The sequence below is a fragment of the Brachybacterium sp. YJGR34 genome (genome assembly GCF_003347015.1).
Taxonomy (GTDB): Bacteria; Actinomycetota; Actinomycetes; order Actinomycetales; family Dermabacteraceae; genus Brachybacterium.
The window spans coordinates 42,297-56,710 of record NZ_PNFB01000016.1; the positions used below are offsets into that span (position 1 = coordinate 42,297).

General features: G+C 73.1%; 16 protein-coding genes. 4 read left to right on the forward strand and 12 right to left on the reverse strand.

Translation table 11 applies throughout. The features are described from left to right. The first annotated feature begins 18 nt into the window (after nt 1-18). Nucleotides 19-423, forward strand: coding sequence for a VOC family protein (locus CXH06_RS13305; protein WP_114855685.1), 405 nt, complete (start codon nt 19-21; stop codon nt 421-423). Nucleotides 424-463: 40 nt separating this feature from the next. On the opposite strand, the gene CXH06_RS13310 is transcribed toward CXH06_RS13305, so the two are convergent. Genes CXH06_RS13310 through CXH06_RS13320 form a run of 3 tightly spaced genes read right to left on the reverse strand, consistent with a single transcriptional unit; the run spans nt 464 to nt 3,819 of the window. Then, on the reverse strand, nt 464-1,036 hold the full coding sequence (locus CXH06_RS13310) for a GNAT family N-acetyltransferase (protein ID WP_114855686.1): 573 nt from the start codon (nt 1,034-1,036) through the stop codon (nt 464-466). A gap of 13 nt (nt 1,037-1,049) precedes the next feature. Beyond that, nucleotides 1,050-1,604, reverse strand: a complete 555-nt coding sequence (gene rsmD, locus CXH06_RS13315) for a 16S rRNA (guanine(966)-N(2))-methyltransferase RsmD (RefSeq protein ID WP_232820353.1) — start codon at nt 1,602-1,604, stop codon at nt 1,050-1,052. A 1-nt stretch (nt 1,605) separates the two neighbouring features. Further along, complete coding sequence (locus CXH06_RS13320) at nt 1,606-3,819, reverse strand: ATP-dependent DNA helicase RecG (protein ID WP_114855688.1); 2,214 nt, start codon at nt 3,817-3,819, stop codon at nt 1,606-1,608. A 266-nt stretch (nt 3,820-4,085) separates the two neighbouring features. Here CXH06_RS13320 and rpmB point away from each other — a divergent pair, with 266 nt between their 5' ends. Together rpmB and CXH06_RS13330 are read left to right on the forward strand one after the other, a co-directional pair. Continuing rightward, the gene (gene rpmB / locus CXH06_RS13325; protein ID WP_114855689.1) at nt 4,086-4,283 is read left to right on the forward strand and encodes a 50S ribosomal protein L28; all 198 of its coding nucleotides are present in this window, start codon (nt 4,086-4,088) and stop codon (nt 4,281-4,283) included. A 138-nt stretch (nt 4,284-4,421) separates the two neighbouring features. Next, complete coding sequence (locus CXH06_RS13330; protein ID WP_114855690.1) at nt 4,422-5,165, forward strand: peptidase E; 744 nt, start codon at nt 4,422-4,424, stop codon at nt 5,163-5,165. A gap of 94 nt (nt 5,166-5,259) precedes the next feature. On the opposite strand, the gene CXH06_RS13335 is transcribed toward CXH06_RS13330, so the two are convergent. The 3 genes from CXH06_RS13335 to thiL are packed head-to-tail and all read right to left on the reverse strand — an operon-like array spanning nt 5,260 to nt 8,285. After that, entirely contained in the window at nt 5,260-6,186 is a 927-nt protein-coding gene (locus CXH06_RS13335) for a GNAT family N-acetyltransferase (protein WP_114855691.1), read from the reverse strand. Next, nucleotides 6,183-7,259 (reverse strand): NAD(P)-dependent alcohol dehydrogenase, encoded by a 1,077-nt coding sequence (locus CXH06_RS13340; protein ID WP_114855692.1) that lies wholly within the window; start codon nt 7,257-7,259, stop codon nt 6,183-6,185. The genes CXH06_RS13335 and CXH06_RS13340 overlap by 4 nt, the downstream gene beginning before the upstream one ends. A 36-nt stretch (nt 7,260-7,295) precedes the next feature. Beyond that, nucleotides 7,296-8,285 carry a thiamine-phosphate kinase gene (gene thiL, locus CXH06_RS13345; RefSeq protein WP_114855693.1) on the reverse strand — a complete coding sequence of 330 codons (990 nt, stop codon included), beginning with the start codon at nt 8,283-8,285 and terminating at the stop codon, nt 7,296-7,298. 22 nt (nt 8,286-8,307) lie between these two features. On the opposite strand from thiL, the gene CXH06_RS13350 reads away from it, so the two are divergent. Continuing rightward, nucleotides 8,308-8,811: a DUF3515 family protein gene (locus tag CXH06_RS13350; protein WP_114855694.1), complete on the forward strand. Its 504-nt coding sequence runs from the start codon at nt 8,308-8,310 to the stop codon at nt 8,809-8,811. Between the two features lie 18 nt (nt 8,812-8,829). On the opposite strand, the gene CXH06_RS13355 is transcribed toward CXH06_RS13350, so the two are convergent. The 6 genes from CXH06_RS13355 to leuD form a co-directional block, all read right to left on the reverse strand. Then, entirely contained in the window at nt 8,830-9,945 is a 1,116-nt protein-coding gene (locus CXH06_RS13355) for a D-alanine--D-alanine ligase family protein (RefSeq protein ID WP_114855695.1), read from the reverse strand. A 10-nt stretch (nt 9,946-9,955) separates the two neighbouring features. Continuing rightward, a complete protein-coding gene (locus CXH06_RS13360) occupies nt 9,956-10,948 on the reverse strand; it encodes an NAD(P)H-dependent glycerol-3-phosphate dehydrogenase (protein ID WP_114855696.1) in 993 nt (330 codons plus the stop codon). Further along, nucleotides 10,945-11,748: a 1-acyl-sn-glycerol-3-phosphate acyltransferase gene (locus CXH06_RS13365; protein ID WP_114855697.1), complete on the reverse strand. Its 804-nt coding sequence runs from the start codon at nt 11,746-11,748 to the stop codon at nt 10,945-10,947. The genes CXH06_RS13360 and CXH06_RS13365 overlap by 4 nt, the downstream gene beginning before the upstream one ends. Further along, nucleotides 11,745-12,347 (reverse strand): hypothetical protein, encoded by a 603-nt coding sequence (locus tag CXH06_RS13370; RefSeq protein ID WP_232820354.1) that lies wholly within the window; start codon nt 12,345-12,347, stop codon nt 11,745-11,747. Before CXH06_RS13370 ends, CXH06_RS13365 begins: the two co-directional genes overlap by 4 nt. Nucleotides 12,348-12,349: 2 nt before the next feature. Continuing rightward, nucleotides 12,350-13,666, reverse strand: a complete 1,317-nt coding sequence (gene murA / locus CXH06_RS13375) for a UDP-N-acetylglucosamine 1-carboxyvinyltransferase (RefSeq protein ID WP_114855698.1) — start codon at nt 13,664-13,666, stop codon at nt 12,350-12,352. 130 nt (nt 13,667-13,796) lie between these two features. After that, on the reverse strand, nt 13,797-14,411 hold the full coding sequence (gene leuD, locus CXH06_RS13380; RefSeq protein ID WP_114855699.1) for a 3-isopropylmalate dehydratase small subunit: 615 nt from the start codon (nt 14,409-14,411) through the stop codon (nt 13,797-13,799). Nucleotides 14,412-14,414: the final 3 nt, after the last annotated feature.

Consider the following 14,414-nt stretch of genomic DNA (forward strand, 5'->3'; position numbering starts at 1 on the left):
GGCGCGAGTGTGGCAGACATGACCGACACCGCACAGGACACCACCGCCCCCGATGCCGCCCCCGTCGCCTCGCTGGCGATGATCACCCTCGACGCCGCGGAGACGGAGCCGCTCGCCCGCTTCTGGCACGCGGTGCTGGGCTGGCCGATCCTCCACCTCACCGCGGAGTACGCGATGCTGCAGGGCCCCGCGCACGCCCTGGGCATCGGGGCGATCCCCGACCATCGTCCGCCGTCCTGGCCCGACGAGGGCCGCAAGCAGTTCCACCTCGACCTCGCCGTGGCAGACCTCGAGGCCGCCGCGACCCGCTGCGAGGAGCTCGGTGCGACGCGCGTCGACGAGCAGCCCGGCGAGACGTGGATCGTGCTGCGCGATCCCGCCGGGCACCCCTTCTGCCTGACCAGGGCGGAGAACTGGGCCTGACCCCTCCCCGCCCGGCGACGGCGCACGACCTCCGCGCTGCTCAGCGCTGCTGGTCGCGATGCTCCGCGGCCAGCAGCGCCCAGCTCATCCCGTCGAGCCAACGGCCGCTGCGGTGCAGGGATTCTTCGCGATGGACGCCTTCCAGGCGCATCCCGATCTTCTCCAGCACGCGCCGTGAGGCGAGATTGTCGGCGAAGCAGTGGGCCTCGACGCGGCGCACCCCGATCCCCTCGACGGCCAGGCGCAGCAGCGCGTAGGCGAACTCGGTGCCCAGCCCCTGCCCGTGGACGCCGGGGTCCAGCACCCAGCCCAGCTCGGCCTGCTGCCCGCGGGCCTGCTCGACCATGTCGGCCTGCGACCAGGCGTCCTGCTGCTCGATCTTCCCGACCGCGACGATCCTCTCCCCGCGCAGCCCCACCACGGACAGGGACAGCCGGTCCTCCCACCACGCCTGGTGCTCCTCGAGCGCGGTGTGCCAGGACGTCGTCCACTCCTGCACCGCGGGCAGGCGGTACCAGGGCCAGATCGCGGCCGCGTCCTCGCTGCGGGCGAGGCGCAGCTCGAGGCGATCGGTGCGGACCGGCCAGTCGAGAGCCGCGAGCGGTGTGGTCATGGCCTCAGCGTAGTCATGCGGGTCCGCCGAACTGCAGGACGGTCTCGCCGTAGGTCCTGGTGCCGTCGTCGGCCCACCCCTCCGGCCACGCGACGGGGCGGGTGCGGGAGGAGCGCTCGAGGACCACCAGCGCCTCCGGTCCGAGCGCCGGGACGAGGCCGAGCAGCAGCTGCTCGAGCGCCTCGCTCGCGACGTCGTAGGGCGGGTCGAGGAAGACGAGGTCGATGCCGCGCCCCCCGAGCTGGGGCACGACGGTCTCCGCCTTCCCGGGGCGGATCTCGCAGCGCTGCTCGAGGCCGAGGTCGCCGGCGGTGCGGCGCAGCTGCGCCGCGGTGGCACGGTGCAGCTCGACGAGCAGCGCGTGCTCGGCGCCGCGGGAGAGGGACTCGAAGGCGAGGGCGCCGGTGCCGGCGTAGAGGTCGAGCACCCGGGCCCCGGCCAGGGCGTCCCACCCCTCGAGACGGGAGAAGAGGGCCTCGCGCACCCGGTCGGAGGTGGGGCGGGTGCCCTTGCCGGGCGGACCGGGGATGGTGCGGCCTCCCAGGGTGCCGGCGATGATCCGCGGCATGTCAGCTCCTCTCGACGTCGGGGTCGGCATCGCGCAGCCGTTCGGCGATCGCGGTCTCGAGAGCGCCGTGCGCGGCGAGCTCGGGGTCGCCGGCGACCACGGCGAAGGCGTCTTGCCGGGCATTCTCGATGAGGCGGGCGTCGCGCAGCACGTCGAGGTGGCGCAGGGTGCGCCGCAGACCGGACTGCTCCTCGCCGACGAGGTCGCCGGCTCCGCGTCGCTGCAGGTCGAGCTCGGCGAGGGCGAAGCCGTCGGCCGCCTCCGCGATCGCCTCCAGGTGCTGGGAGTGCGCCCCGCCCACCTCGACGCGGGTGTCGAGGAAGGCGATGCCGGGGTGCTCGCCGCGGCCCACCCGGCCGCGCAGCTGGTGCAGCTGGGAGATGCCGAAGCGCTCGGCGTCCAGCACGATCATCACCGAGGCGTTCGGCAGGTCCACCCCCACCTCGATGACGGTGGTGGCCACCAGCAGGTCGAGGGTGCCGTCCCGCACGGCGTCCATCGCCTCCTGCTTCGCCTCCGCCTCGAGGCGGCCGTGGAGCACACCGATCCGGGCGCCGCGCAGAGCCGGGTGGCGGCGGAGCCGCTCGGCGGTCTGGGTGACGCCGCGCGCCGGCTCCAGCGGCGGCGGCTTCTCCGCGCCGTCCTGCTCGGGGCCGCGGGGCTCCGGGGCCTCGTCGAGGTCCTCGTCGATCCGGGCGCAGACCACGAGGACCTGCCGCCCCTGCGCGATCTCCTCCCCGGCCCGCGCCCACATCCGCTCCTCCCAGGCGGGGAGCTGCTCGTGGACCACGTAGCTGCTCACGCCGGCGCGGTTCCCCGGGCTCTCCCGCAGGGTGAGGACGTCGAGGTCGCCGACGGTCGCGAGCGCCGCCGTGCGCGGGATCGGCGTGGCGGTCATGACGACGACGTGCGGACTGGTGCCGCCCGGCCCCTTGGTGCGCAGGCGGCGGCGGTGATCCACGCCGAAGCGATGCTGCTCGTCGATGACCACGAGGCCCAGCGCGGCGAACTCGACGCTCTCGGTGAGCAGCGCGTGGGTGCCCACCACGATCCCGGCCTCGCCCGAGGTGACGTCCAGCAGGGTCTCGCGCCGGGCGCCGGTGCGCTGGGACCCGGTGAGCAGACGGACGCGGGTGGCCTCCGGGTGGCCGTCGAGCTGACCGGCCCGGGCGAGCTCCCCGAGGAGACCGGTGAGGGTGCGGTGGTGCTGTTCGGCGAGGACCTCGGTGGGGGCCAGCAGCGCCGCCTGGTGGCCGGAGTCCACGGCGCGCAGCATGGCGCGCAGGGCGACGACCGTCTTCCCGGAGCCGACGTCCCCCTGCAGCAGGACGCTGGTGGGGTGGTCGCGGCCCACGTGCTCGACGAGCTCGGCGCCGATGCTGCGCTGGCCCTCGGTGAGCGAGAACGGCAGGCGCTGCTCGAACAGCCCCTGCAGCGGCCCCTCGGCGCGCAGCGCGGGAGCGGGGGTGCGCTCGTCCTGGGCGCGGCGCTGGGCGAAGATCGACTGCAGCACGAAGGCCTCCTCGTACCGCAGATGCGCCATGCCCGCGCGGGTGTCCTCGAGGGTGAGCGGCGTGTGGACGAGCCGGGCGGCCTCGGCGAGGCTGACCAGACCGCGCTCGGCGAGCACCTCGTCCGGGAGGATCCGGGTCAGGGCCTCCGCGTGCTCGACCCCCTTCTCCGTCGCCTCGCGCATCGTGCGCTGGGCGATGTTCTTGCGCAGCGGGTAGACGGGCCGGGGCCGCTGGGCGTGGGCACGGCCCGCCGCGGTGTCCTCGACCGGCTCGTACTCGGGGTGGGTGATCTGGAAGGTGCCGCGGTAGTCGTTGCGGCCCACCCGGCCGTGGACGACGATCAGCGCACCCACGGGGAGATGGCTGCGGTGCCAGTCGACCAGGTGCGGCTTGGCGAGGAAGAAGGTGAGGGTGATCTGCTCGGAGGAGTCGGAGACCGTCACCTCGAGGACGGAGCCGGGCCGGGTGCGCATCCGGCGCTCGTGCACGCCGACGACGGTGACGATCGCGCTGACCTCCTCCCCCTCGCTGATGGTGCGCAGGGAGGTCAGAGGAGCAGGGACCAGGTAACGGCGCGGGGCGAAGCGCATCATCGCGTCGAGATCGCGCACGCCGAAGGACGCCATGGCCTTGGCCTCCTTCGGGATCAGCAGCTCCCGCAGCGGCATCGCGCCGCGCGGGGGATCCTGCGTCCTGGCCATGCGGTCTCTCCTCGAGGACTCTCCGTGCGCACGGTGGCCCGTGCCGGGCACCATGGTGCCACTGCCCTGCGACGTTGTGGCGGAGTCCACAGCGTGCCGACCTTCCGCCCCTCTTCTGGCGCGCAGGAAGGTGAGCTATGATTCCGTGGTTGCCCTGACCGCCGGGGGCTCGCACCTCCGTGCTCACCCAGGTCACCGACTCCGCCGAATCGATGCGGGGCTGGAGTGGGCACCGCGATCAGAAATCGACTTACCAGGAGACGACAGTGGCTGCTTCCACGTGTGACATCTGCGCCAAGGGCCCTCGCTTCGGCAAGGCCGTGTCTCACTCGCACCGCCGCACCTCGCGTCGCTGGAACCCGAACATCCAGTCGGTCCGCACTGTGATCAACGGCACCAGCAAGCGCGTGAACGTGTGCACCTCCTGCCTCAAGGCAGGCAAGGTCAGCACGCTCGGCGCCTGAGCGAGACCGCCCAGGACTCATCCGCGCGAGCCCTCACCCCTCGGGGTGGGGGCTCGCGCGCTGTCCGGGGCGAGGCCGCGGGCGCAGCGCCGGTAGCCTGAGCAGCTCCGGGCCCCCTCACCCCGCCAGGAGCAGCCGATGCCCGCCTCCGAGCCCACGATCCTGGCCACCAGTGCCGGATACCGTCCCCACCCCCGGCTGCGCTTCGGCTTCGGGCCGATGATCGCCTTCGCCGTCGAGCTCAGCCGTGAACAGGGTGCCGACCCCCGCGTGAGGCCCCGGATCTGCAACGTCTCCACCGCCTCCGGGGACGACAGGGGCTTCCAGCGGGACATGGAGGAGGCTGCCCGCGAGGCCGGGTACGAGCTCTACCATCTGAGCCTGTTCTCGATGCCGAACGTCGAGGACGTCGAGAGCTACCTGCGCGGCGCCGACGTGGTGTGGGTCAACGGCGGCTCGGTGGTGAACCTGCTGGCCGTCTGGAGGGCGCACGGCCTGCCGGAGATCCTCCGGCGGCTCTGGCAGGAGGGCGTGGTGCTGGCGGGGATCTCCGCCGGCTCGATCTGCTGGTTCGAGGGCGGGGTCACCGATTCCTTCGGCCCGGAGCTGCGGCCGGTCACCGACGGCCTGGGCCTCCTCCCCGGCGCGAACGGAGTACACATGGACTCCGAGGAGGGCCGGCGTCCGCTGCTGCGCGCGCTGGTGGCCGACGGGACCCTCGGGCCCGCCCTGTGCACGGACGACGGTGCGGGGCTGCTCTTCCGGGGCACCGAGCTGGTGGAGGCGGTCGCCGAGGTGGACGGTGCCCGCGCGACGCGGATCGCCCGGGACGACTCCGGCGCGGTGCTCGAGACGGAGCTGCCGGTCCGACTGCTGCGGTGACGACAGCGATCGAGGCGTGGTCGCCGGGGAACTCTCCCCGAGTTCCACAGTGTCCACGCCTCGACCGCGTGCACGGGCCCGCGCAACGAGCCTCTCAGCCGAGGTCCCGCAGGCGCGAGGTGAGCCCGTTCGGGATCTCGACGAGATGGACGGGATCCTTCTCGACGGGATCGAGCGTCGCCAGCAGCGGGGCGGCGTGCGGATCGGTGGGATGGTTGTCGAGGTCCAGGTGGGTGACCCCGAGGTCGCACAGGCCCTCGAGCGCGGCGGCGAGGCACAGGGCCACATCGAGGCGCGCCGTGGGTTCCGAGGCGTCCACTGCTTCCACGCACGCCTCGCGCACGGGGCCGACGGGCTCGTCGTAGACGTCCAGCAGCGCGGTGATCCGTCCTTCCCGCAGTGTCGCCCAGGACAGCTCCAGAACGCTGTTCTCCACGATACTCGCCCCCACCTCCGAGACCAGGACGTCGCGGGAGGCCGTCGGCGACCAGCTGGCGTGCTGCCAGTGGTACCGGTCGGCGAGGGCATCCGCCACGTCGGCGCGCGGCAGCTCGCCGAGGCGGACCAGCTGGACGTCCCCGTCGGCGGCCTCGCACACCGCCGCGCACCAGCGCTCCGTGCGCTCCGCGGCGGCGTGGACGGAGAGCAACGGGACCGGCAGGTAGGTCACCGCTCCGAGGGAACGCAGGAAGAGGTCCCGCTCGCTGCCCGGCGCCACCTTCGAGGACAACGGATTATTGCTGTATCTGCCGAGTTCGCGGAGAAGCGCTGTTCCGTGGCCTTGGCGACGATGGGCCGGATCGATCTCGAGCTCCACCAGATCGCGCCGCGGATGCACCGTGCTCGCACCGATCCGGCCCACGCCGATGACGCGCCAGGTCCCGTCGCCGCCTTCCTCGATCTCCAGCACGAGGGCGCGGAAGCCCTCCCGCCAGCCGTCGGGCTTCAGCCAGGCGAAGCGGTGGCCGTCACGGGCGACGTCCTCCGCGGTCGCGGGGCGGGACCGGCGCGGGCAGCTCACGCCACCGCCGCGTCCTCGAAGCTCGCGATGTCGATGACGACGCGGAAGGCCACGTCGCCGGCCACCACGCGGTCGTAGGCCGCATCGACCCCGTCGACCCCGATCGTCTCGACCGTCGCGGCCAGGCCGTGCTCGGCGCAGAAGTCCAGCATCTCCTGGGTCTCGGCGATGGAGCCGATGTTGGAGCCGGCGAGGACCTTGTTGTCCCCGATGAGCGAGCCGAACCCGAGCGACTGCGGCTCCGGCGGCAGCCCCACCACCGCCATCACGCCGCGCGGCGCCAGCAGCGAGAGGTAGCCGTCCAGCGGGAGGTTCGCGCTGACGGTGTTGAGGATGAGGTCGAACTCCCCGCGATGTGCGGCGAAGAAGCCCTCCTCCGTCGTGGCCAGCACGCGGTGCGCCCCGAGCTCGAGCGCCTGGTCCCGCTTCCTCAGCGTGCGGGTCAGCACGGTGACCTCGGCGCCCATGGCGGCGGCGATCTGCACGCCCATGTGGCCGAGGCCGCCCAGACCCACGACGGCCACGCGCTTGGCGCGCCCCTCGACCTGCTCGCCGGCGCCCCAGCGGGCCAGCGGCGAGTAGGTGGTGATGCCCGCGCACAGCAGCGGCGCGGCCTCCTCGAAGCCGATCGCCTCGGGGATGCGCAGCACGAAGTCCTGGTCGACCACGACCTTCTGGGCGTAGCCGCCCTGCGTGATGGTGCCGTCGACGTCGGTCGCGTTGTAGGTGCCGACATTGCCCTCCCGGCAGGACTGCTCGTACCCGGCGAGACACTGGGCGCAGCGGCCGCAGGAGTTCACCATGCACCCCACACCCACGCGGTCGCCGACGCTCCACCGCGTCACCTCGGACCCGACGGCGGAGACCACGCCCGCGATCTCGTGGCCGACGGTGAGCGGGAAGTGCGCCTCACCCCACTCGTTGCGGATCGTGTGGATGTCGCTGTGGCAGATCCCGGCGGCGACGATGTCGATGACGACGTCTCCCGGCCGGGGGTCTCGACGCTCGATGGTCGTCACTTCGAACGGCTGGTCGGCGCCCGTCTTCTGCAGGGCCTTGACCGTGATCGACATGGGGATCCTCCTCGTGGCTGGATGGCGCGCACCAGCCTACGGCGCGGCGTCGAAGTGATCGAACCCGTGGCCGGGGATCGGGGAGCCGTCCAGGACCACCGCGGGGAAGGCGGCGTCGACTACCCGACCGATGGGTCGGAACCCCGCCGGGACGGCGCCGACGGGGAAGGTGGCGAGCATCGCGTGTTCCTCGCCCCCGTGCAGCACCCAGGTCCAGGGATCGATCGTGAGCTCCTCCCCGAGTGCTGCGAGGGATCGCACGTCCGGGGTGAGGGCCTCGCGATCCAGGTCCAGCGCGACACCGGAGGCGCGGGCCAGGCGCTCCCCGTCCCGCACCAGGCCGTCGGAGAGATCCATCATGGCGCTCGCACCGCGGCCGACGGTCCACCCCAGGGAGAGGTCCGGCGCCGGGGCGTCGTGCCAGGCGACGAGGTCCGCGAAGGAATCGGCCCCCAGCACCGCGCCGTCCTCGACCCGGATCAGACCGGACAGGACCAGCGCGAGGCCCGCCGCCGAGCGGCCCAGGCGCGGCGCGCCGATCGCGAGCACCTGCCCGGGCCGCGCACCGGAGCGGAGCACGGGCGGGCATTCCCCCTCGAGGGCGCCGAGGGCGGTGACCGTGAGGCTCAGCCGCTCCGCGCGGCCCAGGTCCCCGCCCACCACGCGGGCGCCGTCGGCTTCGGCACGCTCGGCCAGGCCCGCCGTGATCTCCTCGAAGACGGAGCTCGGCGTGGAGGCGGGCGCCGAGAGCGAGGAGACCAGCGCGACCGGCCGGGCGCCCATCGCCGCGACATCGGCGAGGTTCTGCACCGCCGCCTTGCGGCCGATCCACCGCGGCGCCGTGGTCCCCGGCAGGAAGTCGTGACCCTCCACGAGCGTGTCGGTGGTCACGACCACCCGCGGCGAGGGCAGGCGGACCACGGCGGCATCGTCCCCGGGCCCCACCTCGACGCGGTCATCGGTGGACAGCAGCGGGAGCATCCGGGCCAGCAGCTCGCTCTCCCCGCGGGGCATCTGGGCACTCATGCTCCCACGGTAGTCTCGACGGGTGCTCCGCTCCCGCTCCCTCGCCCTGGCCGCCGGCGGCGCTCTCGCCGCGGGCCTCGTGCTGACCTCGTGCGCCGCCGTCCAGGTCCCTCCGGGCCCCGAGGCCCAGGACCCGCTGTGCGCGGACATCGTGCTGGGCGCACCGGAGCAGGTGCTCGGGATGGAGAAGGTGGAGACCTCGAGCCAGGGCACCGTGGCCTGGGGCCACGGGGAGGACACGGTGGTGATGCGCTGCGGCGTCACCCCGCCCGGTCCCACCACCGACCAGTGCACGACCCTCGCCGACGGCAACGGCACGGAGGTGGACTGGATCGTGCGCGAGCTGGAGGACGGGGTCTTCCTCTACACCACCTACGGCCGGGAGCCCGCGATCGACGTCACGGTGCCGCTCTCCGCGGCGCCCGATCAGCCCTCGGCCGCCGCTCTCGACCTCACGCAGGTCATCACCCGCACCATCGAGGCGACCGACCGCTGCGTGGGTCCCGGGGACACCGCGGCGCCGTGACCCCGGCGCCCGGCCCTCTCAGCGGGAGCCGAGGCGGCGGGAGCGGGCCTGCTCGATGAGATCCGTGATGAGATCGGCGTAACTGAGCCCCATGGCCTCCCACAGCACCGGATACATCGAGTACGGGGTGAAGCCGGGCATGGTGTTGACCTCGTTGATCAGCACGCGATGGTCCTCGGTGACGAACATGTCCACCCGCCCCAGCCCCTCGAGGCCGAGGGCCGTGAAGGCACGGGCGGCGGTCTCGCGGACCTCCTCGAGGTCGCGGTCGGGCAGCGCGGCGGGCACCTGGATCTGCACCGTGCCCTTGCCGAAGTACTTCGCCTCGTAGTCGTAGAAGTCGAGGTCGTCGCCGACGGCGACCTCGCCGGGGAGGGTGGTGCGCGGTTCGGCGCCGTCGCGGCCCTGGAGCACGCCGCACTCGATCTCGCGCCCGGTCACGCCCTCCTCGATGAGCACCTTGGGATCCTCGGCGAAGGCCTCCTTCAGCGCGAGGTCCAGCTGTGAGGGGTCCGTGACGCGGCTGACCCCGAGGCTCGAGCCGGCGCGGGCGGGCTTGACGAACCAGGGCAGCGGGTGGTGCGCCTGCAGGTGCTCGAGGACCTGGCGGGACCCGGCGGCCCAGCGGTCCTCGTGGACCACGATGCCCGGCGCGCACTCCAGGCCGTGGGCGCGCAGCACGAGCTTGGAGGCGGCCTTGTCCATGGCCGCGGCGGAGGCGAGCACACCGCTGCCCACGTAGGGGATGTCCAGCATCTCGAGCATGCCCTGGACGGTGCCGTCCTCCCCGTAGGCGCCGTGCAGCAGCGGCCAGACCACGTCCACCTCCGCGAGCGGCCGGACCACCCCGTCCACGACGGTGCGCAGCACGGCCCGCTCCCCCGGGCGGTGCCGGGACTCGGGCAGCAGCACCTCGGCGCCGCGGGGGTCGATCTCCGGGGCACGGCCGTCGACCATGGTCCAGTCCGAGGCGTCGTCGGAGACGTGGATCCAGCGCCCCTCGCGGGAGATGCCGATCGCGATCACGTCGAAGCGGCGGCGGTCGATCGCGGCCAGGATGCCGCCGGCGGTCACGCAGGAGATGCCGTGCTCGCCGCTGCGGCCGCCGAACAGGAGGGCGATGGTCGTTCTCATACCGAAGAGCTTATTGCTCGGGACGGACCGAGCGTGACAGCAGGGCCGCGGTGACCTCGTCGATCCGTGCGCCGTGGTCGACGACGGCGACCACCGCGCGGGCGATCGGCACGTCCACGCCGATCCGCGCGGCGAGATCCGTCACGGCGCGGGCGGTCGCGACGCCCTCGGCGGTCTGACCCACCTCGGCGGCGGCCGCCTCCACGTCCAGCCCGCGCCCGAGGGCGAGGCCCAGGCGGTGGTTGCGGCTGAGCGGCGAGGAGCAGGTGGCCACCAGGTCGCCCATCCCGGCGAGTCCCGCGAAGGTCTCGCGCCGCCCGCCGAGGGCGACGCCGAGGCGGGTGATCTCCGCGAGGCCGCGGGTGATGAGGGAGGCGGTGGTGTTGTGCCCGTGCCCCAGACCCACCGCGGCGCCCACGGCGATCGCGATGACGTTCTTCACGGCGCCGGCGATCTCCACGCCCAGCACGTCGGTGGAGGTGTAGGCGCGCAGGTACGGCGCCTCGCACCAGGTGGCGAGGACGTCCGCCAGCTCCTGGGAGGGGGCGGCCACGACGCTCCCGCACGGCCGGCGCTGCAGGATCTCGCCGGAGAGGTTGGGGCCGGAGAGCACGCCCACGCGCTCGGGGTCCGCTCCCCCGGCCTCCACCAGCACCTCGCTGATCCGTGCGTCGGTGCCGCGCTCGAGCCCCTTGGCCAGGGACAGCACGGGCACCGGAGGCAGGGCGGGCCAGGTCTGCAGGGTCGCGCGCAGCGACTGCGCGGGGACGGCGACGACGATCCCGTCGGCCCCCTCGAGCGCCTCTCCGAGCTGCGAGGTGGCGCCGACGGTGGCGGGCAGCTCGTGCTCGCCGAGGTAGCGGCGGTTGCGGTGCTCCTCGCGGATCTCGCGGGCCACCTCCTCGCGCCGAGCCCAGAGCATCGTCTCGCTGCCGCCGTCGGCGAGCACCTGCGCGACGGTGGTGCCCCAGCTGCCGGCGCCGAGGACGGCCAGGCGGGTCATGACTCCTGCTTCCAGGCCCGGTAGCCGGGCTGCGTCCTGCCGATCTCGGGGCGGTGCGCGTCCATGCTCCCATCATGCAGCACGGCGGGCGGCGTCTCGCCGCGCAGCCGGCCGAGCAGCTCCGCGATCCGCGCCATCAGCTCCTCGGTGACCCGCCGCACGGCCTGCTGGGAGGTCTCCCCCTCTCGGCGGGAGACCGTGAAGGGCTCGCCGACGAGCATCTGCACGCGCCGGCCGGGCCCGGGGTGCGGGACCGGGGAGCCGACGGGCCACAGCGCGCGCGAGCCCCAGCTCGCGATCGGCACCAGCGGGGCCCCGGTCTCCAGGGCCAGGCGCGCAGCGCCGTAGCGTCCCTGCATCGGCCACAGGTGGCGATCGCGCGTGTAGGTGCCCTCGGGGAAGATCATGAGCAGCTCTCCCCGGCCCAGGGCGGCGCGGGCGTCGCCGAGGGCGTCCCCGCTGCGGGAGGTGCCGCGGCGCACGGGGATCTGCCGGGACTGACGCAGCAGCGTCCCCAGCACCGGGACGCGGAACAGCGACTCCTTGGCGAGGAAGCGGGGCGCGATGCCGGAGGCCTGCAGCAGGTGCCCGTAGCCGAGAGGGTCGAAGGCGCTGAGATGGTTGCCGCAGGCGATCGCCGGCCCGGTGGCCGGGAGGTTCTCGACGCCCTGCCAGCGCGGCCGCGCGAGCAGGGACAGCAGGGGGCGCAGCGGGATCTGCGCGAGGTCGATGACCGCCCCGGCGCGACGCGGGGCCGGGCGGGCCCGGCCCACGTCCCAGCTGCGCAGGACGCCCTTCACCGGGACGTGGTGGAGGTGCCGCGGCCCAGCGCCCTGCGGGAGACCTGACCGGTGAGGGAGGCCGCCCGGGGGTTGCCGGCGAGGGCGCGGCGCTTGAGGGTCGTGGGCGCCCGACGGGCCAGGGTGTTCACCGCGGCGGCGTGCATCAGGCGGCGCGGGGCGAAGGCCAGGCGGCCGCGCACCGAGCGGTACTTCACGGCCGTGGTGACCTGGAGCAGCGATCCGCCGGGGAGCAGGGAGACGCCGATGCGGATCTGCAGCTTCTCGTCGTCGTCGATGATCAGCGCCTCGGAGCCGACCACCTCGTCCGCGAGGTACTCCTTCTCCGGCGGCGGGACCATGTCGAACAGGCGGATCGCCTCGTCCCGCAGGGCGCGGACGCCGCGGGAGGTCAGCGGGGTGTTCTCATGGGCGAAGATCGCATCGGCCCAGACCCGGGGATCCGATTCCTCGACCCCGCCGGTGGGCACGATGACCACGTCGCAGTAGTCGGGGATCGGGATGTCGCGCAGGGCGAGGGAGCTGGTGGCCGCGGCCACCGGTGCCTCCTCGTCGCGCTGCGCCTCCGGTGCGGCGCCCTGCTCGAGGTGCTCGCTCATGCTCAGTCCTCCCAGAACTCGGCCCCGAGCGCCGCGAGCTTGTCGCGGAAGGACTCGTAGCCACGGTCGATGAGGTCGATGCCGCGGATCGTGGAGACCCCCTCGGCCCCGAGGGCCGCGATGAGGTAGGAGAATCCGCCGCGCAGGTCGGGCACCGTGATGTCCGCACCGTGCAGGGGCTTGGGCCCCGAGATGACGGCCGAATGGTTGTAGTTGCTGCGACCGAAGCGACAGCTGGAGCCCCCCAGGCACTCGCGGTAGACCTGGATGCGGGCGCCCATGTCGTTGAGGGCCCGGGTGAAGCCGAGACGGTTCTCGTAGACGGTCTCGTGGACGATCGAGATGCCGTCGGCCTGGGTGAGGGCGACCACCAGCGGCTGCTGCCAGTCGGTCATGAGACCGGGGTGCACGTCGGTCTCCACCGCGATCGAGCGCAGCGTGGTGCCGGGGTGGTAGAAGCGGATGCCCTCCTCGGTGATGTCGATCCCGCCGCCGATCTTGCGGAAGACGTTGAGGAAAGTGGACATCGGCTTCTGCTGGGCGCCGCGGAGGAACACCGAGCCCTTGGTCACGAGCGCGGCGCAGGCCCAGGAGCCGGCCTCGATGCGGTCCGGCAGCGCCCGGTGCTCGTAGCCGCCGAGGGTCTCGACGCCCTCGATGGTGATGGTGCGGTCCGTCTGCACGGAGATGATCGCGCCCATCTTCTGCAGCACCGCGATGAGGTCCTCGATCTCGGGCTCCACCGCGGCGTTGGTCAGCTCGGTGACGCCCTGGGCGCGCACCGCCGTGAGCAGCACCTGCTCGGTGGCGCCCACGCTCGGGTACTCGAGATGGATCTTGGTGCCGCTCAGACCGTTCGGCGCGGTGATGTAGATGCCCATGTCGCGCTTGTCGACGACCGCACCGAAGCTGCGCAGCACGTCGAGGTGGTAGTTGATCGGCCGGTCCCCGATGCGGCAGCCGCCCAGATCCGGGATGATCGCCTCGCCGAGCCGGTGCAGCAGCGGGCCGCAGAAGAGGATCGGGATCCGCGAGCTGCCGGCATGGGCGTCGATGTCGGCCACGTGCGCGCGCTCGACGTTGGAGGGGTCCAGGCGCAGCACCCCGCCGGGGATGTCGTGCTCGATCTTGACCCCGTGGATCGACAGCAGGTTCGAGACGATCCGCACGTCGGAGATGTCCGGGACGGAGGAGAGCACGCTGGGACCCTCCCCCAGCAGAGCGGCCACCATCGCCTTCGAGACGAGGTTCTTCGCTCCGCGGACGGTGATCTCACCGTCGAGGGGACGTCCCCCGCGCACATGGAATGTCGAGCTCATGGTGTCCTTGCCTCGAGGGGAGGGTGCCGCCGGCGCCCGGTTCTGACCGGGTCACCATACCGGAGGCTCCTGCACCGGGCGATGAGCCCGCAGGTCCCGCGGCGGAGGGCCGCGGGCCTGCGGGGACGCCTCAGATCGAGTCGGCCGTGCGCGCCGGCAGCGTCTTCGGCATCCACGCCGGACGAGTGGCCTCGAAGGCGGTGATCTCCTCCTCGTGGCGCAGCGTCAGGCCGATGTCGTCCAGGCCCTCCATGAGGCGCCAGCGGGTGTACTCGTCGACGTCCATGCGGAAGGTCGCATCGGCCGCGTGCACCTGACGGTTCTCGAGGTCGACGGTCACCTCCGCGCCGGGGCTCTCCTCGAGGATCTTCCACAGCTGCTCGATGTCGTCCTGGGCCAGGACGCCCGCGACCAGGCCCTGCTTGCCGGCGTTGCCGCGGAAGATCTCCGCGAAGCGGGTGGAGAGCACGGCCTTGAAGCCGTAGTCGCGCAGCGCCCAGACCGCGTGCTCGCGCGAGGAGCCGGTGCCGAAGTCCTCCCCGGCCACGAGCACGGTGCCCTGCGCGTAGGCCGGGCGGTTGAGGACGAAGTCGGGATCGTTGGTGCGCCAGGCGTTGAACAGACCGTCGTCGAAGCCCGTCTTGGTGACGCGCTTGAGGTAGACGGCGGGGATGATCTGGTCGGTGTCGACGTTGCTGCGCCGCAGGGGGACGCCGATGCCGGTGTGGGTGGTGAAGGCTTCCATCGG